Genomic DNA, 20665 nt, shown 5'->3' on the forward strand with positions numbered 1-20665 from the left:
CCGGTACGTGGACGGTCATGCGTGCGCCTCCGGTACGTGCGCGGTCATGCGTGCGCCTCCGGCGCGTGCGCGGTCTCCAGCAGCGATACGGGAATGGGCAGGTGCCGGGAGCGCAGCCACTCCCCCACCGCCTTGGCCTGCGGGTCGAACCGGTGCTGGGCGGCGACGCCCTCGCCGAGCAGCCCGTGAACGGTGAAATTCAGGGCGCGCAGGTTCGGCAGGAGGTGGCGCACGACGGTGAGTCCGGCGGTCTCCGGCAGCAGTTCCCGGAACCGTTCGACGGTCAGCTCGTGGGCCAGCCACCGCCAGGCGTCGTCGTCGACGGCCCACACGCCCACGTTGGCGTCCCCGCCCTTGTCGCCGCTGCGGGCGCCCGCGATCCGGCCGAGCGGGGCGGGCCGGGTGGGCCCGTTGCCCAACAGGGGTGCGGGCAGCGGTGGTTGTTCGGCGTCCCGGAGCGGCTGGGTCGTCGCGGCAGGGGCCAGGGCGAGGCTCCGCCCGTCGGGGAGCACGGCGATGTGCGGGACCTCGCCGGCCGGTACGTACCGGGCCTCGAACACCCCGTACGGCGCGCCCTTGCCGGGCGGGGCGGTGACGTGGAAGCCGGGGTAGCTGCCGAGCGCCAGCTCGATCGCGGCGCCGGAGACCGCGCGCCCGACGGTCTCCTGGTCCCGGTCGCGGACGACGAGCCGGAGCAGGGCGCTCGCGGTCTCCTCGGTGGCGGCGTCGGCCCGGTCGGTCCGGGACAGCTCCCACCGCACCTCGTCGGGTTCGGCGCCGGAGCGGGCGAGCGCGTCCGCGAACTGTTCCCGCACCAGCTGGGCCTTGGCCTCGATGTCGAGGCCGGTGAGCACGAAGACGACCTCGTTGCGCCAGCCGCCGAGCCGGTTCAGCCCGACCTTGAGGGTGGGTGGCGGGGCCTCGCCGCATACGCCGGAGATCCTGACCCGGTCGGGTCCGTCCTGGGTCAGCCGTACGGTGTCGAGCCGGGCGGTGACGTCCGGTCCGGCGTACCGGGCACCGCCGGTCTCGTACAGCAGTTGGGCGGTGACGGTGCCGAGGTCGACGACACCGCCGGTGCCGTCGTGCTTGGTGATGACGGACGAGCCGTCGGCGTGGATCTCGGCTATGGGGAAGCCGGGCCGACGCAGGTCGTGGCCCCGGAAGAACGAGTAGTTGCCCCCGGTGGCCTGGGTGCCGCACTCCAGGACGTGCCCGGCGACGACGGCCCCGGCGAGCGCGTCCAGGTCGCCGGGCCCCCAGCCGAAGCGGGCGGCGGCGGGTCCGGTGACGAGGGCGGCGTCGGTGACCCGCCCGGTGACGACGATGTCCGCGCCCGCGTCGAGGCAGGCGGCGATCCCGGCGCCGCCGAGGTAGGCGTTGGCGGTGAGGAACCCCTCGGGCACGGGGAGGCTGTCGCCCTCCACATGGGCGACGCGCACCGGGACGCCGACCTTCCGTGCCAGCTCCCGTACGGCGTCGGCCAGTCCGGCCGGGTTGAGTCCGCCCGCGTTGGCGACGATCTTCACCCCGCGTTCGTGGGCGAGCCCGAGGCCCTCTTCGAGCTGGCGCAGGAAGGTGGTGGCGTAGCCGCGTGTGGGGTCCTTGAGCCTGCTCCGGCCGAGGATGAGCATGGTCAGTTCGGCGAGGTAGTCCCCGGTGAGGACGTCGAGGGGGCCGCCGGTGAGCATCTCGCGCATGGCGTCGAAGCGGTCGCCGTAGAAGCCGGAGGCGTTGCCTATCCGCAGTGGTGCGGTCACTTGCCTTCTCCCCGGGGTGCGCGGCCCGGTCCGGCGGGCCCGGCGAACGCCTGGGCGATGTCGAGCCACTGGTCGGCGTCGGGCCCGACCGCCCGGACGGCGAGGTCGTCGCGGTGCGCGCGCTGGGTGACGAGCAGGCAGAAGTCGACGAGCGGGCCGGTGACCCGCTGCGGCGCGCCCTCGGGCCCGAAGACGACCGGCCCGTGGCCCGGGGCTTCTAGCTCTACCCGGAACTCCTCCTCGGGCGCCTTGATCCCCCGTACCAGATAGGCGTAGTCGCGGGCCCGCACCCCGATCCGGGCGATGTGCCGCAGCCGGGCGGTGGGGGTCCTGGTGACCCCGAGGGCGTCGGCGATGTCCTGGCCGTGCGCCCAGGTCTCCATGATCCGGGCGGTCGCCATGGACGCGACACTCATCGGCGGCCCGTACCAGGGGATGCGGGTGCCCGCCGGGGCCCTGCGCAACACCGCCTCCAGCCGCTCCCGCCCGGCCCGCCACCGTGCGAGCAACGCCTCCGGGGTCAGGGCGGCGGCGATCTCTTCGGCGCCCCGGTCGACGAAGGACTCGGGCGCCTCCATGGCCCTGGCCACCTCCCCCGCGAAGGCCTCGGCATCGGTGGCGGCCAGCAGCGCGACCTCGTCGGTCCAGGTGAGATGGGCGATCTGATGCGCGATGCTCCAGCCGGGGGCGGGGGTCGCGGCGGCCCACTGGCCTGCGCTCAACTCCCGCACCAGACCGTCGAGTTCCTCGCTCTCGTCGCGCAGATCACCGATCACGGCTGCGACATCGGACACGGTGCGCTCCCCTCGGGGCGTGGCGGTGTGCCCAGGAGCATGACAGCGGACCGATAAACAAGCAAGCATGCTTGCATTATTTTGCGTGAGAGTTCCTCGGGGCCCTGACTGACTCCGTACGCCCGCAACGGGCGCCGGGCCGCGCGGCGTTACGCTCTTCACCATCGACGACACGACGCGCGGGGGCGACGTAGATGAAGCGTTCGAGGGGGCCGAGCCGTCGCGCCTGGCTGTCGCTGGGCATCGGCGTGGCGGCGGTGGCCGCGGTCGGGGGAACGGTGTACGCGTCCACCGACGGTCCCGTGCCGGACCGCGAGCGGGTCCGGACGGACCTCGCGCCGCTGCGGCGCAGGTTCGGCGAGGCGGGGCGGCTGAGCGGGGCGCACTGGCTGGCGTACGACCGGGACGCGAAGGATCGCGAGTTCCTGCCGAGCCCGGACCCGCGTTACCGGGTGGTGGGCGTGGCCCGGCTGCCCGCCGGGGCCGCGGCCCGGACCGTGGCGGACCCGGCGCACGCTTTCGGGCCGGCCGCGCCGCACGGGGTACCGGACGTGCTGTCCGAGTTCCTGCCCGCGCACGCGCGGTGGATGACCAGCGCCTCCTACGACGCGCTGCTCCTGGGCCCCGGCCCGGTTGAAGGTCTGACGAAGGGGCGGTTCTTCCTCGACGCGGCGACGGACACCCTCTACTTCGACACCGTCAATCCGAACTGAGGACGGACGCGGCCGGGGGACCGGCGGGTCAGTCGACCACGGCGATGACGACCGCCGAAAGCAGGGCGAAGGAGCAGCCCGCCGCGGTGATCACGGTCCTGGCGTGACGCATGCCGAAGGACGGGGCCCGGGTGGTCGCGTCCTCGGGGTTCGCGGCGCTGTAGTGGACGGTCACGAAGTCGCCCTCGGCCGGGACGAGCCGCGACTGGCGCTCCTCGAAGCTGACGGTGCGCCCGTCGCCGGTACGGAACTCCAGGGTGGGGTGGGTGTGCAGGACGTAGCCGCCCTCCGCGTCCTGGGCCTCCTCGGTGCGCACAGCGGTGCACCGGGCCTCGGCGGTGAGGCCCTCGGCCCAGGCGGCCCGGAGCCGGGGGCCCTGGAGGTGACGGTCCAGGTTCCTCCCGGACACCACCGCCGCGCCCGCGGCGACGACGAAATAGACGGCGGCGACGACGATCATGGGCTCCCCCGGCAGGATCTCGCGTAACGGTCCGCCATGATCCCGTGCGCGGGACGGGCCGACAAGGGCCCGCCCCGCGACATCAGGCGCGCTTGCGGGGCATCCCGCGCCGCGTCTGGCTCCGCACCGCGCCCATGCTCGCCCCGATGACCAGGGCGATCGCCAGCGCGTCGGTGGTCGTCAGGGCCTGGTCCAGGATCAGGAAGCCGGCCGTGGCCGCGATCGCCGGTTCCAGGCTCATCAGGATCGCGAAGGTGGGCGCGGGCAGTCGGCGCAGCGCCATGAGTTCGAGGGTGTACGGAAGCACCGAGCTCATCAGCGCCACCGCCGCACCCAGGCCGATCGTGGACGGGACCAGCAGTTTCGAGCCCGACTCCAGGATGCCGAGGGGCAGCGAGAGCACCGCAGCGACGACCATGGCCAGGGCCAGCCCGTCCGCCTGAGGGAAGCGCCGGCCGGTGCGGGCGCTGAAGACGATGTACGTCGCCCACATGACACCGGCGCCCAGGGCGTAGGCGGCGCCGACCGGATCGAGGCGGTCGAGCCCTCCGCCGCTCAGCAGCACGACGCCGCCCAGCGCGAGCCCGGCCCAGACCACGTTGATCAGGCGGCGGGAGGCGAACACCGAGAGGGCGAGCGGCCCCAGCACCTCCAGGGTGACGGCCGCGCCCAGCGGGATGCGGTCGGCGGCCTGGTAGAAGAGCGTGTTCATGCCGCCCATGGCCAGCCCGAAGGTGAGGACCGTGCCCCAGTCGGCGCGCGAGTGGCCGCGCAGCTTCGGGCGGCAGACCACCATGAGGACGATCGCGGCCACGGCCAGGCGCAGGGTGACGACGCCGAGCGCACCGGCCCGGGGCATCAGCAGCACCGCGACCGCGGAGCCGAACTGGACGGAGAGACAGCCGCCGACCACCAGCGCGACCGGGGCGAGCGCCGCCCCCCGGCCCTTGAGGCGTGCGGGGCCCGCCGCGTCGCCCAGGGCGGAGGCCGCCTCGGGTACGGCGACGGCTGTGGCCCGCTCCATGGCCGCAGCGGCTCCTGCTGCACTGCGCTGGTCGTTCACCTGCGGTGTTCCTCCCGAATCCGACGGTTCAATACAATGAACTGTTCGATCTAAAATACTGCACCACATTCGTGCGCTGTGCCCGTGCGGTACGTCCTCTTTCCGTGCGCTGCGCCCGTGCGGTACGTCCTCTTACGGTAGGTACCTCCGCGTGGCACGTGAAATGTCGACCGAGCTCCGGTTATGCTCCCCGCGCATGAGCATGGGGCGTTACGGACAAAGCACTGGTCGCGGCATCGAAGTACGGCATCTGCGCGCCTTCCTCGCCGTGGCCGACGAGGGCAACGTCACTCGCGCCGCCGCCCGGCTCCGCCTCACGCAGCCCGCGGTCTCCCGCACGCTCGCCGCCCTGGAGCGGCATCTCGGCATCCGCCTCGTCGACCGGTCCACCCACCATCTCGTCCTCACCCCCGAAGGCGTCGCCTTCCGGGACAAGGCCGCCGCCGCGGTCGCCGCCTTCGACGAGGCGCTCGATCCCGGCGGGCTGCGCCACTGGCCGCTGCGGCTCGGGCACGCCTGGTCGGCGTTCGGCCCGTACACCACGCCGCTGCTGCGCCGCTGGCAGGAGCTGTATCCGCAGACCCCGCTCGAACTGCTGCGGATCGACGACCGCACCGCCGGGCTGACCCGGGGCGAGGTCGATGCCGCGCTGCTGCGAGGACCCGTCGAGGCCCCCGGCCTCGTCACCGAGGTGCTGTTCGACGAGGACCGGGTGGCGGCGGTGGCGGCGGACGGCCCGCTCGCCGACCGCGCCACGCTCCGGCTCGCCGATCTGGCGGACAAGACCGTCGTCCTCAACACCGTCTCCGGCACCACCACCATCGACCTGTGGCCGCCGGGCGGCCGGCCCACGGCCACTCTCACCGTCGCCAACACCGACGACTGGCTGACCGCCATCGCGGCGGGCCGCGGGGTCGGGGTCTCCGCCGCGTCCACCGCCGGCATGCATCCGCACTCCGGGGTCGCCTACCGCCCGCTGGTCGACGCCCCGTCCGTACCCGTCCTGCTCGCCCGGCGGGACGTTCCGGGGCATCCCGCACTACCGGCCCTCACCGCCCTCGCCCACGAAATCCTGCGCCAGGACTCCACCGGCGGCTGATCCCCGCCCGTGGCGGACGGGCTACCCGGCACCCGCCCAGCAGGCGTCGTCACTTCCGCGAGCGGGAGCTCAGCGCTGCCGAAGCCGAAGGGGGAGCCGACGGACGCGGGGAGCCCGGCGGTGAGCGCGTGCGTCAGGTAGTCGGCGTCCACGCCACGCGCGAACCACTCGGCAGCCATCTGCTCCAGTGTCGCGCAGTCCGCCGCCGAGAGGGCCAGGCGGGAATCGGCCCGGCCGAGCTGGGCCAGGGCCAGAACCGGTTGTAAGGCACCGCTCGAATCCCGACGCCCGGATCCCGGCCCCCGAATCCCGAAACTCGAAACCCGACTCCCGAAGCTCGGGCTCCGGTCGGGGCGTCAGGTTCGCAGGGCGTGGGAGGCGAGGCGGCCGGCGAAGGCGGTGACGAGGGCGCGGAGTTCGCTCGGGCGCTCGATGACGAACGGCCGGTCGAGCGCGGCGAGCACCGGGGGCAGCCAGTCGAGACGCTCGGCCCGCAGCTCGACCCTCAGCCACTGCTCACCCTCGTCGGCCGTGGGCGCGAGCTCCGTCACTTCGGCGACGGCAGCGGGCAGGTGGGCGCGGATCTGCGCGACCGTCGCCCGGACCCGCAGCACCACCTCGTGGCGGTACTCCGCGGCGGCGAACCCCGCCAGCAGTTGCCGCGCCGGGTCGTGGTCCGTCGGCGCCTCGAAGGAACCGGGCAGGGGCCTGGCGTCCGTGATGCGGTCCAGCCGGAAGGTCCGCTGCTCACCGGTTCCGGAGTCCTCACCTGTTCCGGGGGCCGCGCCCGCTCCGGGGGCCGCGCCGGTGACGTACCACCGGCCCTCGTGGGCGACGATGCCGTAGGCGTGCAGCGTGCGTTCGCTGCGGTGGCCGGAGCGATCGGTGTACCGGAGGGAGACCGGCCGGCGGTGGCGCACCGCGTCGGCGAGCGTGAGCAGGACCTCCGCGTCGGGTACCGGCGCGGGCGCCGCGGCGGGGCGGGACGGGTCGGTGAAGGCGAGCGAATCGAGGAGCGCGGCGAGTCGGCCGGCCACGTGCTTGGGCAGCACCCGCCGGATCTTGGCCGACGCCGTCTCACCCGCTGTGCTCCCCGCCCCCGGCAGTCCTGCCCGGCGGCCGGCGGCCAGGCCGAGCAGCACGGCCAGCGCCTCGTCCTCGGCGAGCATGAGCGGGGGCAGACGGTAGCCGGGGCCGAGCCGGTAGCCGCCGTAGCGGCCACGGATCGATTCCACGGGCACGTCGAGGTCGATCAGGTGCTCGACGTACCGCCGCACGGTGCGGCCGTCGACGCCGAGCCGGTCGGCCAGTTCGGCCACAGTGCGGGTGCCGCCGGACTGGAGCAGCTCCAGCAGAGTGAGGACACGGCCGGTGGGGCGGGGCATGGCCCCAGCCTACGCCCGAAAGCGGGCGGATTCTGTCCTCTATTGGTCCTACGTTGTGACGGGCAACAACACCTTCGATCGAGCAGACCAAGGAAGACTTCATGGATTTCGTTTCGATCCGCATCATCACCGCCGACGTCGCACGCCTCGTGGATTTCTACGAGCGGACCACCGGGGTGCCGGCCGACCGGGCCACCGAGGACTTCGCGGAGCTGCGCCTGCCCCACGCCACGCTCGCGATCGGCAGCGACCGCACCGTCCCGCTGTTCGCCCCGGGGTCGGCCCGGCCGGCGGCGAACAGCAGCGTCATCATCGAGTTCCTCGTCGACGACGTGGACCGCATCCACCGGAACCTGACCGGGTTCGTCACCGACTTCGTCAAGGAGCCGACGACGATGCCGTGGGGCAACCGCGCGCTGCTGTTCCGCGACCCTGACGGAAACCTCGTCAACTTCTTCACGCCTGTCACTCCGGAGGCCGTCGAGAGGTTCGCGTCGCGCCACGCCTCCTAGTCACCCAGCCGCCGGCCCGCTCCCCTCCCCGGCGCCGCCCTCCATCAGATCCTCTTCCAGTCCCTCCGCCAGAAGTTCCGCCAGATGCCGTGCCCGTACGCCGCCCAGTTGCTCCAGCTGGGTCCGGCAGGAGAAGCCGTCCGCCAGGAAGGCCGTTCCCGGTTCCGATGCCCGTACCGAGGGCAGCAGGCTCTCCTCCGCGCAGGCCGCCGATACGTCCCAGTGGCCCCGTTCGAAGCCGAAGTTTCCGGCCAGGCCGCAGCAGCCGCCGCTCAACTCGCCGTTCAGTCCCGCCCGTTCGCGCAGTCGGCGCTCCGCCGCGTCGCCCAGGACCGCGTGCTGGTGGCAGTGGGTCTGGCCGGTGACCGGGCGGTTCAGGCGGGGCGGTTGCCAGTCGGGGGCGTACTCCTCCAGGTACTGGGCCAATGTCCTTACCGACGCGGCCAGTTCGGCGGCTCTCGGGTCGTCGGGGATGAGTTCGGGCAGGTCGGTGCGGAGGGTGGCGGCGCAGCTCGGTTCGAGGACGACGAGCGGGTCGTCCGGGGAGCGGTCCATCCGGCCCATCCGGTCCAGAGCGCGGCGCATGACCTTGCGGGCCCTGTCCAGTTGGCCCGTGGATACGTAGGTGAGGCCGCAGCAGACCGCCCGGCCGGGCAGCAGCGTCCGGCGTCCCGCCGACTCCAGGACCCGGACCGCTGCCCGCCCCACCTCGGGCGAGAGGTGGTTGGTGAAGGTGTCGGGCCAGACGGTGACCACGTGGCCGTCGGAGGGGACCGCCGTCCCCTTGCCCCGGTGCCGGCCGAGCCACCGGGTGAACGTCTGCCGCGCCAGGACGGGGATCGTGCGCTGCGGGGCGATCCCCGCCAACCGCTTGGCCAGGGCGGCGAGCGGGCGCATCCGGGCCAGGGCGTTGAGGACGGGGGCGAACGGGTCGGCCAGGCGCAGCCACAGCGGCAGCCGGCCCATCGAGTAGTGCGCGGCCGGGCGCAGTCGCCGCCGGTAGTGGTGGTGGAGGAACTCGGCCTTGTACGTGGCCATGTCGACGCCCACCGGGCAGTCGCTGCGGCAGCCCTTGCAGGAGAGGCAGAGATCAAGGGCGTCCCGTACCTCCGTCGAGCGCCAGCCGTCCGTGATCACCCCGCCCGCCTCGCCCGCCTCGCCCTCCTCGAACGTTTCGCCCGCGAGCATTTCGTGCAGCAGCCGGGCCCGGCCCCGGGTGGAGTGGGCCTCCTCGCCGGTCGCCCGGAACGACGGGCACATCACGCCGGTGCCCGCAGGCCGGGCCGTACGGCATTTGGCGACGCCCACGCAGCGGCGTACCGCCGCCGAGAAGTCGCCGCCGTCGTGCGGATAGCCGAACGCGACGTCCACCGGGCGCCTCGGCAGCACTTCGAAGCGGAGGTTCTCGTCCAGCCGGGCGGGGCGGGCGAGGACGCCGGGGTTCATGCCGCCGTCCGGGTCCCAGATGTCCTTGAAGCGGGAGAAGAGGGCCACCAGTTCGTCGCCGTACATGCGCGGGAGCAGTTCGGCGCGGGCCTGGCCGTCGCCGTGTTCGCCGCTCAGTGAGCCGCCGTGCGCGACGACCAGGTCAGCGAGTTCCTCGGAGAAGCGGCGGAAGCGGGCGACGCCCGGCGGGCTCAGCAGGTCGAAGTCGATCCGGACGTGGATGCAGCCGTCGCCGAAGTGGCCGTACGGGCTGCCCCGCAGTCCGTGCTCGGCGAGCAGGGCGCGGAAGTCGCGCAGGTACGGGCCGAGACGGGCGGGCGGTACGGCGCAGTCCTCCCAGCCGGGCCAGGCCTCGGTGCCGTCCGGCATCCGGGTCGCGGTGCCCGCGGCGTCCTCGCGGATGCGCCACAGGGCCCGTTGCCCGGCGGGGTCGGTGACGACGGTCCCGTCCAGGGCGTCGGCCGCCCGCAGGACGCGCTCGGCGTGCGCCCGCGCCTCGACCGGGGTGGCGCCGCCCGTCTCGACGAAGAGCCAGGCTCCGCCGCGCGGCAGCCCGGCCGGTTCCCGTACGAGGTCGGCGGCCATGCCCTCGACGGTGAGCGGGTGGTGCGGGAGCAGGCCGGGGGCGGCTTCGGCGGCCGCCGCCTCGTCGGCGTAGCCGAGGACCGCGAGGGCGCGGGCGGCCGGTGCCTCGACCAGTCGTACGGTCGCCTCCGTCACCACGCCGAGCGTTCCCTCGCTGCCGCAGAAGGCGCGGACGGGGTCGGGGCCGCGCTCGGGCAGGAGTGCGTCCAGTGCGTATCCGGAGATGCGGCGCGGGAGTTCGGGGAAGCCGGTGCGGAGCGGGGCGAGGTGGGTGCGGATGAGTTCGGGGAGGCCGGGCAGGGCCTCGGGGAGCGTTCCCCGGTCCAGGCGCAGGGTGTCGCCGCCGTAGCGGGTCACGGTCAGGGTGTGCGTGTTGTCGGCGGTGGTGCCCCAGGCGACCGAGTGCGCGCCGCAGGAGTTGTTGCCGATCATGCCGCCCAGCGTGCAGCGGCTGTGCGTGGACGGGTCGGGGCCGAAGGTGAGGCCGTGCGGGGCGGCGGCGGCGCGCAGATCGTCCAGGATCACGCCCGGCTGGACGACGGCGGTGCGGGTTGCGGGGTCCAGTTCGACGATCCGGCGCAGGTGGCGGGTGAGATCGAGTACGACGCCGGTGCCGGTGGCCTGCCCGGCGATGGAGGTGCCGCCGCCGCGCGGCACCACGGGCACTCCGTGCGTGCGGCAGACCGCGAGGGCGGCGGCCACGTCGTCGGCGTCGCGCGGGGAGACGACGCCGAGCGGTACGCGGCGGTAGTTGGAGGCGTCCATCGTCGTCAACGCGCGGGCGGTGGTGCCGAAGTCGGCCTCGCCGCGGACCGCGGCGCGCAGGGCCTGTGCGAGTTCGGCGCGTTCCGTCGGATTCTGTTGTGCGGCCATGCGGCCCAGGATGCCGTTGATCGGGCCACTCGGCCGTCCGGCGCCGCACGTTTCCCCTGAATACGTCAATACGTCGGAATACGTCGGACGCGTAGTCACATACGTAACAAAGAACGCCACAAGCTCTTCCCAAAGAGAGCGTCAATTCTCATATAGTGACCAGGACTTACCTTGGAATTGTCAGCTCCAGTTTCCGCGTTCCGTCTCGATGTCCTGAACTGCCCCGATCCGGGCGATTCAGTTCGTCCCGCTTGCCCGATCCGTCCGTTCCCGTCCGCTCCCAAGGACTCCTCTTTGAGCCCCTCATCCCGGCCGACCGCAGTGGCCCTGCTGATATCGCTGGCCGTCACCGGATCCCTGTGTCTGTGGGCGGTCGCCGCCGCCCCCGACTCGGCACGGCCCGAGCTGGCCTGGGGGGCGGGTGCAGCCGCCGTGCTGCTGTCGGCCGCCGTGGCCGCCGCCGTACAGGCCCGCGCCAACACCGGCCGTCTGCGCGCCCGGCTCGCCTCGGAGACCCAGCGGTTCACCGGGGAGATCAGCCGCCTCGTCTCCGCCTCGGCGGCCGAGGGCCAGCGGTTCACCGCCGAGACCGCCCGGATCAAGTCCGCCGCGGCGGCCGAGACGGCACGGCTCAGGTCCGCGGCCGAGGCCGAGACCGCCCGGATCACCGCGCAGGCCGCTGCCGAGATCGAGCGGCTCACCACAGCGAACCAGCGGCTCACCGCCCGTGCGACCCGCAGCGAGACCGAGCGCTCCGCCGCGGTCGCCGCCTGCGCCAACGCCGCGGGCCGGATGCAGGCCCTGGCCACCAGCATGCTCGCCGACCTGCGCGAGATGGAGCACCGGCACGCCGCCGAGGACGTGCTCGGCGATCTGCTCCACCTGGACCACCGCACCGCCCAGGCGGGCCGGCTCGCCGACTCCATCGCCGTGCTGACCGGCGCCCGCTCCGGGCGGCGCTGGGCGAAGCCGATCGTGATGGAGTCGATCCTGCGCGGCGCGATGGGCCGGATCAGCGGCTACCAGCGGGTGCGGCTCCACTCGACCAGCGATGTCGCGGTCGCCGGGCACGCCGCCGAGGGCGTCATGCACGCGCTCGCCGAACTCCTCGACAATGCCGCCAACTTCTCGCCGCCCACCGCCGAGGTCCATGTGTACGTCGAGGAGGTGCCGGCCGGCATCGTCCTGACCGTCGAGGACAGCGGCCTGGTCATGAGCGATGTACAGCTGCGCCGCGCCGAGCGTGCGGTGTCGGCCACCGACCAGGACCTGACGGGGCTGTCCGGCACCCGGCTCGGCCTCGCCGTCGTCGGCCGGCTGGCCCGCAAGCACGGTCTGACCGTCTCGTTCCGGCCCTCCGCGCGCGGCGGCACGGGCGCCCTGATGATGCTCCCGCAGGAGCTCCTCACCCGAACCCCCGTCCCCGCCCCGGCCACGGCCCCGGAACCGGAACCGGCGCCCCGGCCGGTACCCGAACCGGAGCCCTCGCACGGCACCGCGCCGGCGGTCACGACAACCACGACGGCGACCACGACAGCCGCCGCCACGGCCCACGCCCAGCAGACCCCGGCCCCCACCGAACCGGCCACCCCCGCCCCGGTGGACCCCGCCTCCGAGACCACCGGCAACCTCCCCCGGTTCGGCGAGAGCGGACTGCCCAAGCGCCCCCGCGGCCGTACCCTCGCCGCCGCCGAGGCCCGCGCGAACGCCCACACCGACGGCGCCACGACCCCCCGGCCCCGCACCTCCGACCCCAAGGAACAAGCAGCCCGCTTCAGCAGCTTCCGCCAGGCTGTTCGGGCCAACTCCCCGCTCCCGGAAGAAGGCAACACCCCATGACCGCCACCACCGACGAGAAGCTCAACTGGCTGCTGGAGGGGCTCCTGGAGCGCACCCCCGGCACTCGTCACGCCCTCGTCCTGTCCCGGGACGGCCTCAAGCTGTGCCGCACCCCCGAGCTCTCCGTCGACCAGGCCGACCAGCTGGCCGCGATCTCGGCCGGTATCCAGAGCCTGTCGCACGGCGCGTCCGTCGAGTTCGGTGACGGCACCGGCGGCGTACGGTCCGCGATGGCCGAGTTCTACGGCGGCGTGCTGTTCATCGTCGAGGCGGGCGCGGGCGCCCATCTCGCGGTCGTCGCCTCCGAGGACTCCGACGTCGGCCTCATCGGCCACAACATGAGCGAGCTCGTCGAGCAGCTCGGCGAGCACCTCAGCGCCCCGCCCCGCTCCGCCGCCGACGCCGACGCGGCCGGATGATCCGCCCCCGCCGCCCCGGCCGGGACGACGATCCGGACCGGCTGTACACCCTCACCGGAGGGCGCAGCCGGTCCGACTCGGACGCGTTCGACCTGGTGACGCTGGTGGTCTCCGAGTGCGAGCCGACCCCCGGCATGCAGTCGGAGCACGTCACGATCCTGCAGATGTGCAGGCTGCCCACCGCGGTCGTGGAGATCGCGGCGGGCCTCGGCCTGCCCGTCAGCATCGTCCGGATCATGCTGTCCGATCTGCTGGACACCGGACGGATCAGCGCCCGTCACCCCCGAACCGCCCGTGTCGCGGACCGGCTCCCCGACCCCGACATCCTGGAACAGGTGCTCGTTGGACTCCGCAACCTCTGACCGTGCCGCCCTGCGGGCGACGGCCGACAACGGACTGAAGATCGTCGTCGTCGGCGGCTTCGGCGTCGGCAAGACCACCATGGTCCGCTCCGTCAGTGAGATCCGTCCGCTGAACACGGAAGAGACCATGACCCGCGCGGGCGAGGCCGTCGACCACCTCGACGGCGTGCAGTCGAAGACGTCCACGACCGTCGCCTTCGACTTCGGCCGGATCTCGCTCGACGAACGCTCCGTGCTCTACCTCTTCGGTGCCCCCGGCCAGGAGCGCTTCTGGTTCCTGTGGGACCGGCTGTTCTCCGGCACGCTCGGCGCCGTCGTGCTCGTCGACACCCGCAGGCTCGCCGACTCCTGGTACGCGATCGACCGGCTGGAGCACCACGGCACGCCGTTCATCGTGGCCTGCAACGACTTCGGCGGCCCGCTCCACACCGAGCAGCAGATACGGGAGGCGCTCGCCCTCTCGGACGACGTGCCGCTGGTGGAGTGCGATGCCCGGGACCGTTCGTCCAGCAAGTACGTACTGATCACGCTGGTCGAGTACCTCCACACCCTCTCCCGGGGCGGGGCCGCCGCCCGCTCCACCGCCGCCCGTCCGGAGATCGCGCCGGAGATGACCCCGGAGCCCACCCCGTGACCCAGCCCCCGGCACCATCCTCCGGCTGCCCCGTCTCCCAGGGCCGCGTGCCTCTCTCCGGCCCCCGGTTCCAGACCGATCCGATCGGGCTCTACCGGGAGATGCGCCGCGACCACGGGGCCGTGGCCCCGATCATCCTCGACGGCGACATCCCGGCCTGGCTCGTGATCGGCTACCGCGAACTGCACCAGGTCACCGGCGACCCGGTGCTGTTCAGCCGCGACTCCGAGCTGTGGAACCAGTGGGACCGCATACCCGCCGACTGGCCGCTGCTGCCGATGATCGGCCGCAAGCAGCCGTCGATCCTGTACACGGTCGGCCCCCGGCACACCGAACGCGCCGCGATGATCAGCGACGCGCTGGAGGCCGTCGACCCGTTCGCGCTCAAGCGGTACGCGGAGGAGTTCGCCGACGCCCTCATCGACGAGTTCTGCGCCACCGGCGGCACCGAGATCATCGCCGAGTACGCGATGCTGCTGCCCGCCCGCGTCCTGGCCAAGATCTACGGCTTCAGCGACGTCATCGGCCACGCGCTCGTCGGCTCGCTCAACGACATGATCGACGGCCGGGAACGGGCACTGGCCGGCCAGCAGCACCTCGCGTCCTCCATGTTCCAGCTGCTGGCCGACAAGCACGCCGAACCGGGCGACGACGTCGCCTCGCGGATGATCGCCGACCGCGGCCACTTCACCGACGAGGAGATCGCCCAGGACCTGATGGTCATGATGGCCGCGGGCCACCAGCCCACCGCCGACTGGATCGGCAACTCGCTGCGGCTGATGCTCACCGACGACCGGTTCGCCGCCTCCCTCTCGGGCGGCCGGCACAGTGTCGCCGAGGCCATGAACGAGGTCCTGTGGGAGGACACCCCGTCGCAGAACATCGCGGGCCGCTGGGCCTCGCGCGACACCCGCCTGGGCGGCCGCCACATCCAGGCGGGCGACCTGCTGGTGCTGGGCATCGCCGCCGCCAACGCCGACCCGCAGGTCCGCACCGACGGCTCCGAGATGACCGGCGGCAACAACGCGTTCCTCTCCTTCGGCCACGGCGAGCACCGCTGCCCGTTCACCGCCCAGGAGACCGCCGAGGTCATCGCCCGTACCGGCATCGAGGTACTGCTCGACCGGCTCCCGGACATCGACCTCGCCGTCCCCGCCGGACAGCTCACCCGGCGCCCGTCCCCGTGGCTGCGGGGCCTGACCGACCTGCCGTTGACCTTCACTCCCACCCTCGCGCTCGGACCCACCACGGGAACCACAACCGGAGGCCAGAGATGACCCGGATCGCGCTCGACCCCTTCGTCACCGACCTCGACGGCGAGAGCGCCCGGCTGCGCGCCGCGGGCCCGCTCGCCGAGGTGGAACTGCCCGGCGGGGTGCACTGCTACGCGGTCACCCACCACGCCGAGGCGCGGCAGCTGCTCACCGACAGCCGGATCGTGAAGGACATCAACGTCTGGAACGCCTGGCAGCGCGGCGAGATACCGATGGACTGGCCGCTGATCGGCCTCGCCAACCCGGGCCGCTCCATGCTGACGGTCGACGGCGCCGACCACCGTCGGCTGCGCACCCTGGTCGCGCAGGCGCTGACCGTGAAGCGGGTGGAGCGGCTGCGCGCCGGCATCGAGGCGCTGACCACGGCGAGCCTGGACCGGCTGGCCGCGCTGCCGAAGGGCGAGCCGGTCGACCTGAAGGCGGAGTTCGCCTACCCGCTGCCGATGAACGTGATCAGCGAGCTGATGGGCGTGGACAGCGCGGACCACCCGCGGCTGAAGGAACTGTTCGAGAAGTTCTTCTCGACGCAGACGCCGCCGACGGAGGTCCCGCAGATGATGGCGGACCTCGGCGAGCTGTTCACGAAGATCGTCGACGGCAAGCGGAAGAACCCGGGCGACGACCTCACCAGCGCCCTGATCGCGGCCTCCGAGAACGGTGACCAGCTCACCGACGAGGAGATCGTCAACACCCTCCAGCTGATCATCGCGGCCGGTCACGAGACCACGATCAGCCTGATCGTGAACGCGGTCGTCGCGCTCCAGACCCACCCCGAGCAGCGCGAGCAGGTGCTCGGCGGTCAGGTGCCGTGGGAGAACGTGATCGAGGAGACCCTGCGCTGGAACACCCCCACGTCGCACGTCCTGATCCGGTTCGCCACCGAGGACGTCGAGGTCGGCGACAAGGTCCTGCCCAAGGGCGAGGCGCTGATCGTCTCCTTCGGCGCGCTCGGCCGCGACGAGGCGCAGCACGGTCCGACGGCCGGTGACTTCGACGTCACCCGCTCCCCCAACCGGCACATCGCGTTCGGCCACGGCCCGCACGTCTGCCCGGGTGCGGCGCTCTCCCGGCTGGAGGCGGGCGTGGCACTGCCCGCGCTGTACGAGCGGTTCCCGGAGCTGAAGCTCGCCGTACCCGCGTCCGAGCTGCGGAACAAGCCGATCGTCACCCAGAACGACCTGCACGACCTGCCGGTGGATCTGGGCTGACCGGCACTCCCCGTACGCCGTCCACGGATCGGCACGGGTGTCTCATCCGACGGACACGGTGCTCGGCCGTGTCCGGGAGGCACTACGCTCCGGTTCGTGGCCGATATCCAGATTCCCGCTGACATCAAGCCCGCCGACGGACGCTTCGGCGCCGGTCCTTCCAAGGTGCGGACGGAGGCGCTCGACGCGCTCGCCGCCACCGGCACGTCTCTTCTCGGTACGTCCCACCGCCAAGCCCCGGTCAAGAACCTGGTCGGCGCGGTGCGTCAGGGCGTGCGCGACCTCTTCTCCCTCCCCGAGGGCTACGAGGTGATCCTGGGCAACGGCGGCTCCACCGCCTTCTGGGACATCGCGACGCACGGACTCATCGAGACGAAGTCCCAGCACCTCAACTTCGGCGAGTTCTCGTCGAAGTTCGCGAAGGCCGCCAAGCTCGCCCCGTGGCTGGCCGACCCGACCGTGATCGCCTCCGACCCGGGCACCCACCCGGACCCGCGGGCCGAGGCGGGCGTCGACGTGTACGCCTTCACGCACAACGAGACCTCGACCGGTGTCGCCGCTCCGGTGAAGCGCGTCGCGGGCGCCGACGAGGGCTCCCTGGTCCTGGTGGACGCCACCTCCGGCGCGGGCGGACTGCCGGTCGACATCACCGAGTCGGACGTCTACTACTTCGCCCCGCAGAAGTCCTTCGCCTCCGACGGCGGCCTGTGGATCGGCGTCTTCTCCCCGGCGGCCCTGGAGCGCGCCGCGCGCGTCCACGCCTCCGGCCGGCACATCCCGGAGTTCTTCTCGCTGCCCACGGCGATCGACAACTCCCTGAAGAACCAGACGTACAACACCCCGGCCCTGGCCACGCTGTTCCTCCTGAACGAGCAGCTGACCTGGATGAACACCCAGGGCGGCCTGGACTTCACCACCGGCCGCACGGCCGCCTCGGCGCAGAACCTGTACGGCTGGGCCGAGGAGTCGAAGTACGCGACCCCGTTCGTCACCGACCCGGCGAAGCGCTCGCAGGTCATCGGCACGATCGACTTCGCGGACGAGATCGACGCCGCCGCCGTCGCCAAGGCCCTGCGCGCCAACGGCATCGTCGACACCGAGCCGTACCGCAAGCTGGGCCGCAACCAGCTGCGCGTGGCGATGTTCCCGGCGATCGATCCGTCGGACGTCCAGGCGCTGACCGCCTGCATCGACTACGTGATCGAGAAGCTGTAACAAGCAACAGTTTCACCGCACGAGGAAGGGCTCCGCGCCGTCTGCGCGGGGCCCTTCCTCGTTCACTCGGTCGGGTGGCGGAACAGCCTTCGGGCGTCGGCGACCGGACCGGCCTACGATGATGACCTCGACATCACTCCTTCAGGAGGCCCGCAATGTCTGCAGCAGCAGTCGAGCACCCCTGTGACGGTGAGCCGGAATCGCTGCTCGCCATGGCCGACAGGCTCACGGAGCAGAACCCGGGTTGCCGTGTCGAGATCATCGGAGGCGTCATCACCGGGGCCCCACCCCCGGACGGCCGGCATGCCAGCGCGCTGACCACGCTCATGATTCTCTTCCTGGCCGCAGGCCTTCACGGCGAGGAGACCTGCGTCCTCCAAGGGGTCGGCCTGTGGCTCCCCGGCGGCCCCGAGGACTACGCCATCCCCGACCTGGCGATCGTCGACGCCGATTTCGACGAGCACCTGACCGCGAACAACTGCTACGACCCCGCCGTCTTCCGCCTCGTGCTGGAGGTCACCTCCAGCAACTACAACAACGACCTGCGCAACAAGGTCGCCGCCTACTCCGAGGCCAAGATCCCGGTGTACATGATCATCGACCGCAGGCACGGGCGGGTGCACGTCCTGACCGAGCCCATGGGCGGCGGTTACGAGAGCCACCAGGTGTACGCCCCCGGGCAGACCGTCACGCTCCCCGAGTCGATCGGCGCCCCGGTGACCCTCGATGTCGACGCGCTGATCAAGGCCGGCCGCCCCCGCGCCTGATCACCCGGCCGCCGCCACCAGCACCTCCCGGAGCCGGGCTATGCCCAGGGCCCACTCCTTGTCCCCTCCGTCCTCCCACAGCTCGCGCAGCTCCGAATTCTCGCCCAGCACCGCGTCGAGGGCCTTCACCGCGAGGGGGCGCAGGTCCGTCGCGAGGACGGGCAGCGGATTGTCCGGGCCGTACGGGGTGGTCACCGGCTCACCGCCAGGACACTGGGAGGCGACCAGCGCGGCGGCCGCGACGGCGGGAGCGCCCTCGTCGCTGTCCAGGTAGTCCGCCTCGATCGCGACGGTCAACGCGTCACGGATCACCGCTTCCCGCTCCGCCTCCGGCTTGTCGTCGATCGCCCCGGAGAAGTCGGCGGCGCTGTCGCTGTCGAAATGGCCGGTGTCCCAAGTGCCCATGAGGTGCCCTCCGCAAGTGCTGTTCGTACGCGCTGTCCGTGCGTGGTCCACTCTCACATCCACCACTGACAACGCCCGGGGTCCACTCACTCAGTTCCCCTTCCGGCGCCGCCCCATGAACACCAGGAACCCGATCCCGGCGAGCACGAGCACCCCGGTCAGGGTCGTCCCCTTCACATCCCCTGAGCCCCCGCTCCCCGCCCCGGCGGACGAGGCCGACGAGTCGCCGCCCCTGGACGGCGACTGCCCGCCACCGCCCCCGCCGTTCTCCACGTCCACCCGCTCCACATCGCTCTGCTTCCCCTCCGAGCCGAACATCAGCGCCGAGCCGTCCGCCGTGTACGTCACGGACTCCGCCTGCCGCTGGAGCGGGGCCGAGACCGCGTGGTCGGCGCCGAGCCTGCCGTTCTCGAAGGCGTAGCCACGGGCGCTGAAGTAGGAGCGCAGCACCAGCTCCTTGCCGTCCGGCGAGAACGCCCCGTCCGTCACCCACGGCACCTCGCCCACTCGCCGGAAGACGTTGGCGCCGCCGGTGGTCAGCTTCTCCGGGCCCTCGTACAGCCCGCCACCGTCCTCGTTCTTCGACGCGATGTAGACGCGTCCGTTCTTCGGGTGGACCATCAGCGCCTCCGCGTTGCGCGGGCCGTCCGCGTACTTCACGTCGAACTGGGTGGCCCGGACCGTCGCGTCCTTCAGTTCCTTCGGTTCCGGGAAGCGGTAGATCCAGACGTGGTCCCAGCTTCCGTTCAGGTTGTCGCCGATGTCACCGACGTACAGATCGCCGTCCGGTCCCAGCGAGATGGCCTCCACGTCACGGGGTTCGCCCACCCCCTTCATGGTGATGGTCGCGACGGTCTTCCCGGTCCGGGAGTCGACGGCGTAGACGTACGGCCCGTCGTCGCTGTCGTTGTGCGTCCAGTAGATGCCGGGGTGGGCGCGGCTCGCGGCGAGGCCGCTGGACTCGGTGATCCGGGGGTCCTCGATCGTGAAGCTCCGGTCGGCCCCGTCGTCGGCCACGGCCGGGACCGCCCCGGCGAACAGGAGGAGCAGCGCGGCGGCTCCGGACACAGTCAGGTACGAACGCATGGCACAAGTGTCCATCGTCACGTCGCAGGCGGCAGGAGTGATCCGCGATGATGACGCCATGCGGTTCACGTTTGTCGGCGATTCCATGACCATCGGCTGCGCCGGCGACTTCACCTGGCGCTACCGGATGTGGCAGCACCTCACCTCCGCCCTCGGTGCGCCGTTCGCGATCGTCGGGCCGCGCAGCGCGCTGTACGACACGACGGCGGGCGCCCCCGTCAGTCACGAGTACGGCGCGCCGGACTTCCCCGCCGGGGCCCGAGCCCACCTGGCCGGCTGGGGCGAGGGATGGCTGCACATGGCCCCGGTCATCGCCGAAACGGTGGCCGGACACGGCACGGACGTCCTGCTCGTCTCGCTCGGCCTGATAGACCTCGGGTTCTACACGGACAGCGACCAGACCGCCCTGAACGCGCGGGCGTTCATCACGGCGGCGCGCACCGCCAACCCGCACGTCAAGATGGTCCTCATGCCCGTGATACCGAACATCCGGGCCGAGTCGGACGCCCCGTTCGCGGCCGAGTGCGACCGCTTCAACGAACTCCTGGCGAAGGCCGCCGCCGACCTGGACGACGCGATGTCCCCGGTCCTGCTGGCCTCCCGCCCCCCGGGGTACGACATCCACGACGACACCTACGACGGTACTCATCCCGGGCCGACCGGCGAGCACGCGCTGGCGGGCGCGTTCGCCGACGCGATGCATCAGGCGTGGGGGCTGGGCGGTCCGTACACTCCCCGGCCATGAGCCGTCACGAAAGGGAACTGG

At 72.4% G+C, this 20665-nt stretch carries 20 protein-coding genes and 1 pseudogene; 12 read left to right on the top strand and 9 right to left on the bottom strand.

Annotation, left to right across the window (positions count from 1 at the left end; translation table 11 throughout):
- Window positions 1–44: 44 nt before the first annotated feature.
- The gene (locus ACIRJP_RS10760; RefSeq protein ID WP_404170955.1) at window positions 45–1760 is read right to left on the bottom strand and encodes an acyclic terpene utilization AtuA family protein; all 1716 of its coding nucleotides are present in this window, start codon (window positions 1758–1760) and stop codon (window positions 45–47) included.
- Entirely contained in the window at window positions 1757–2554 is a 798-nt protein-coding gene (locus ACIRJP_RS10765; RefSeq protein WP_404170959.1) for a TIGR03084 family metal-binding protein, read from the bottom strand. The genes ACIRJP_RS10760 and ACIRJP_RS10765 overlap by 4 nt, the downstream gene beginning before the upstream one ends.
- A 194-nt stretch (window positions 2555–2748) precedes the next feature.
- Here ACIRJP_RS10765 and ACIRJP_RS10770 point away from each other — a divergent pair, with 194 nt between their 5' ends.
- The gene (locus ACIRJP_RS10770) at window positions 2749–3267 is read left to right on the top strand and encodes a hypothetical protein (RefSeq protein ID WP_404170962.1); all 519 of its coding nucleotides are present in this window, start codon (window positions 2749–2751) and stop codon (window positions 3265–3267) included.
- 28 nt (window positions 3268–3295) lie between these two features.
- Here the strand turns inward: ACIRJP_RS10770 and ACIRJP_RS10775 are convergent, their stop codons facing one another.
- Together ACIRJP_RS10775 and ACIRJP_RS10780 are read right to left on the bottom strand one after the other, a co-directional pair.
- Window positions 3296–3727, bottom strand: a complete 432-nt coding sequence (locus ACIRJP_RS10775; RefSeq protein ID WP_404170965.1) for a DUF3592 domain-containing protein — start codon at window positions 3725–3727, stop codon at window positions 3296–3298.
- An 82-nt stretch (window positions 3728–3809) separates the two neighbouring features.
- Window positions 3810–4790, bottom strand: a complete 981-nt coding sequence (locus ACIRJP_RS10780) for an EamA family transporter (protein ID WP_404170968.1) — start codon at window positions 4788–4790, stop codon at window positions 3810–3812.
- Between the two features lie 196 nt (window positions 4791–4986).
- On the opposite strand from ACIRJP_RS10780, the gene ACIRJP_RS10785 reads away from it, so the two are divergent.
- The gene (locus ACIRJP_RS10785; RefSeq protein ID WP_404170971.1) at window positions 4987–5889 is read left to right on the top strand and encodes a LysR family transcriptional regulator; all 903 of its coding nucleotides are present in this window, start codon (window positions 4987–4989) and stop codon (window positions 5887–5889) included.
- Window positions 5890–5971: 82 nt separating this feature from the next.
- Here the strand turns inward: ACIRJP_RS10785 and ACIRJP_RS10790 are convergent.
- Both ACIRJP_RS10790 and ACIRJP_RS10795 read right to left on the bottom strand, forming a co-directional pair.
- Window positions 5972–6143 (bottom strand): annotated as a pseudogene (locus tag ACIRJP_RS10790) (MarR family transcriptional regulator); the annotation flags it as partial.
- Between the two features lie 102 nt (window positions 6144–6245).
- Entirely contained in the window at window positions 6246–7274 is a 1029-nt protein-coding gene (locus tag ACIRJP_RS10795) for a helix-turn-helix transcriptional regulator (RefSeq protein ID WP_404170974.1), read from the bottom strand.
- Window positions 7275–7375: 101 nt separating this feature from the next.
- On the opposite strand from ACIRJP_RS10795, the gene ACIRJP_RS10800 reads away from it, so the two are divergent.
- Entirely contained in the window at window positions 7376–7786 is a 411-nt protein-coding gene (locus ACIRJP_RS10800) for a VOC family protein (protein ID WP_404170977.1), read from the top strand.
- Here ACIRJP_RS10800 and ACIRJP_RS10805 read toward each other — a convergent pair whose 3' ends face one another.
- Window positions 7787–10690, bottom strand: a complete 2904-nt coding sequence (locus tag ACIRJP_RS10805; protein WP_404170980.1) for an FAD-binding and (Fe-S)-binding domain-containing protein — start codon at window positions 10688–10690, stop codon at window positions 7787–7789.
- 294 nt (window positions 10691–10984) lie between these two features.
- On the opposite strand from ACIRJP_RS10805, the gene ACIRJP_RS10810 reads away from it, so the two are divergent.
- From ACIRJP_RS10810 to ACIRJP_RS10845, 8 genes are all read left to right on the top strand, one after another.
- Complete coding sequence (locus ACIRJP_RS10810; protein WP_404170983.1) at window positions 10985–12529, top strand: sensor histidine kinase; 1545 nt, start codon at window positions 10985–10987, stop codon at window positions 12527–12529.
- Entirely contained in the window at window positions 12526–12948 is a 423-nt protein-coding gene (locus ACIRJP_RS10815; protein WP_404170986.1) for a roadblock/LC7 domain-containing protein, read from the top strand. The genes ACIRJP_RS10810 and ACIRJP_RS10815 overlap by 4 nt, the downstream gene beginning before the upstream one ends.
- Window positions 12945–13310, top strand: coding sequence for a DUF742 domain-containing protein (locus ACIRJP_RS10820; RefSeq protein ID WP_404170989.1), 366 nt, complete (start codon window positions 12945–12947; stop codon window positions 13308–13310). The genes ACIRJP_RS10815 and ACIRJP_RS10820 overlap by 4 nt, the downstream gene beginning before the upstream one ends.
- Window positions 13291–13944 carry a GTP-binding protein gene (locus tag ACIRJP_RS10825; protein WP_404170992.1) on the top strand — a complete coding sequence of 218 codons (654 nt, stop codon included), beginning with the start codon at window positions 13291–13293 and terminating at the stop codon, window positions 13942–13944. Before ACIRJP_RS10820 ends, ACIRJP_RS10825 begins: the two co-directional genes overlap by 20 nt.
- Entirely contained in the window at window positions 13941–15221 is a 1281-nt protein-coding gene (locus ACIRJP_RS10830) for a cytochrome P450 (RefSeq protein WP_404170995.1), read from the top strand. The genes ACIRJP_RS10825 and ACIRJP_RS10830 overlap by 4 nt, the downstream gene beginning before the upstream one ends.
- On the top strand, window positions 15218–16426 hold the full coding sequence (locus ACIRJP_RS10835; protein WP_404170998.1) for a cytochrome P450: 1209 nt from the start codon (window positions 15218–15220) through the stop codon (window positions 16424–16426). Before ACIRJP_RS10830 ends, ACIRJP_RS10835 begins: the two co-directional genes overlap by 4 nt.
- 96 nt (window positions 16427–16522) lie before the next feature.
- Window positions 16523–17641, top strand: a complete 1119-nt coding sequence (serC, locus tag ACIRJP_RS10840) for a phosphoserine transaminase (RefSeq protein WP_351261792.1) — start codon at window positions 16523–16525, stop codon at window positions 17639–17641.
- A gap of 155 nt (window positions 17642–17796) precedes the next feature.
- On the top strand, window positions 17797–18408 hold the full coding sequence (locus ACIRJP_RS10845) for a Uma2 family endonuclease (protein WP_404171002.1): 612 nt from the start codon (window positions 17797–17799) through the stop codon (window positions 18406–18408).
- On the opposite strand, the gene ACIRJP_RS10850 is transcribed toward ACIRJP_RS10845, so the two are convergent.
- Both ACIRJP_RS10850 and ACIRJP_RS10855 read right to left on the bottom strand, forming a co-directional pair.
- Complete coding sequence (locus tag ACIRJP_RS10850; RefSeq protein ID WP_404171005.1) at window positions 18409–18813, bottom strand: DUF4259 domain-containing protein; 405 nt, start codon at window positions 18811–18813, stop codon at window positions 18409–18411.
- Window positions 18814–18903: 90 nt separating this feature from the next.
- Window positions 18904–19899, bottom strand: coding sequence for a WD40 repeat domain-containing protein (locus ACIRJP_RS10855; protein WP_404171008.1), 996 nt, complete (start codon window positions 19897–19899; stop codon window positions 18904–18906).
- Between ACIRJP_RS10855 and ACIRJP_RS10860 the strand changes: the two genes are divergently transcribed.
- On the top strand, window positions 19898–20644 hold the full coding sequence (locus ACIRJP_RS10860) for a GDSL-type esterase/lipase family protein (RefSeq protein WP_404171011.1): 747 nt from the start codon (window positions 19898–19900) through the stop codon (window positions 20642–20644). The two genes, ACIRJP_RS10855 and ACIRJP_RS10860, sit on opposite strands and share 2 nt — an antisense overlap.
- The last annotated feature ends 21 nt before the right edge of the window (window positions 20645–20665 follow it).

The organism is Streptomyces sp. NPDC102437 (assembly GCF_044765565.1).
In the GTDB taxonomy this organism is placed as follows: domain Bacteria; phylum Actinomycetota; class Actinomycetes; order Streptomycetales; family Streptomycetaceae; genus Streptomyces.

Coding starts and splice junctions, on each gene's coding strand:
- ACIRJP_RS10770 (WP_404170962.1), top strand. CDS start 2,749: ATGAAGCGTTCGAGGGGGCCGAGCCGTCGCGCCTGGCTGTCGCTGGGC.
- ACIRJP_RS10775 (WP_404170965.1), bottom strand. CDS start 3,727: ATGATCGTCGTCGCCGCCGTCTATTTCGTCGTCGCCGCGGGCGCGGCG.
- ACIRJP_RS10785 (WP_404170971.1), top strand. CDS start 4,987: ATGAGCATGGGGCGTTACGGACAAAGCACTGGTCGCGGCATCGAAGTA.
- ACIRJP_RS10795 (WP_404170974.1), bottom strand. CDS start 7,274: ATGCCCCGCCCCACCGGCCGTGTCCTCACTCTGCTGGAGCTGCTCCAG.
- ACIRJP_RS10800 (WP_404170977.1), top strand. CDS start 7,376: ATGGATTTCGTTTCGATCCGCATCATCACCGCCGACGTCGCACGCCTC.
- ACIRJP_RS10805 (WP_404170980.1), bottom strand. CDS start 10,690: ATGGCCGCACAACAGAATCCGACGGAACGCGCCGAACTCGCACAGGCC.
- ACIRJP_RS10815 (WP_404170986.1), top strand. CDS start 12,526: ATGACCGCCACCACCGACGAGAAGCTCAACTGGCTGCTGGAGGGGCTC.
- ACIRJP_RS10820 (WP_404170989.1), top strand. CDS start 12,945: ATGATCCGCCCCCGCCGCCCCGGCCGGGACGACGATCCGGACCGGCTG.
- ACIRJP_RS10835 (WP_404170998.1), top strand. CDS start 15,218: ATGACCCGGATCGCGCTCGACCCCTTCGTCACCGACCTCGACGGCGAG.
- ACIRJP_RS10845 (WP_404171002.1), top strand. CDS start 17,797: ATGTCTGCAGCAGCAGTCGAGCACCCCTGTGACGGTGAGCCGGAATCG.
- ACIRJP_RS10850 (WP_404171005.1), bottom strand. CDS start 18,813: ATGGGCACTTGGGACACCGGCCATTTCGACAGCGACAGCGCCGCCGAC.
- ACIRJP_RS10860 (WP_404171011.1), top strand. CDS start 19,898: ATGGCACAAGTGTCCATCGTCACGTCGCAGGCGGCAGGAGTGATCCGC.
- ACIRJP_RS10855 (WP_404171008.1), bottom strand. CDS start 19,899: ATGCGTTCGTACCTGACTGTGTCCGGAGCCGCCGCGCTGCTCCTCCTG.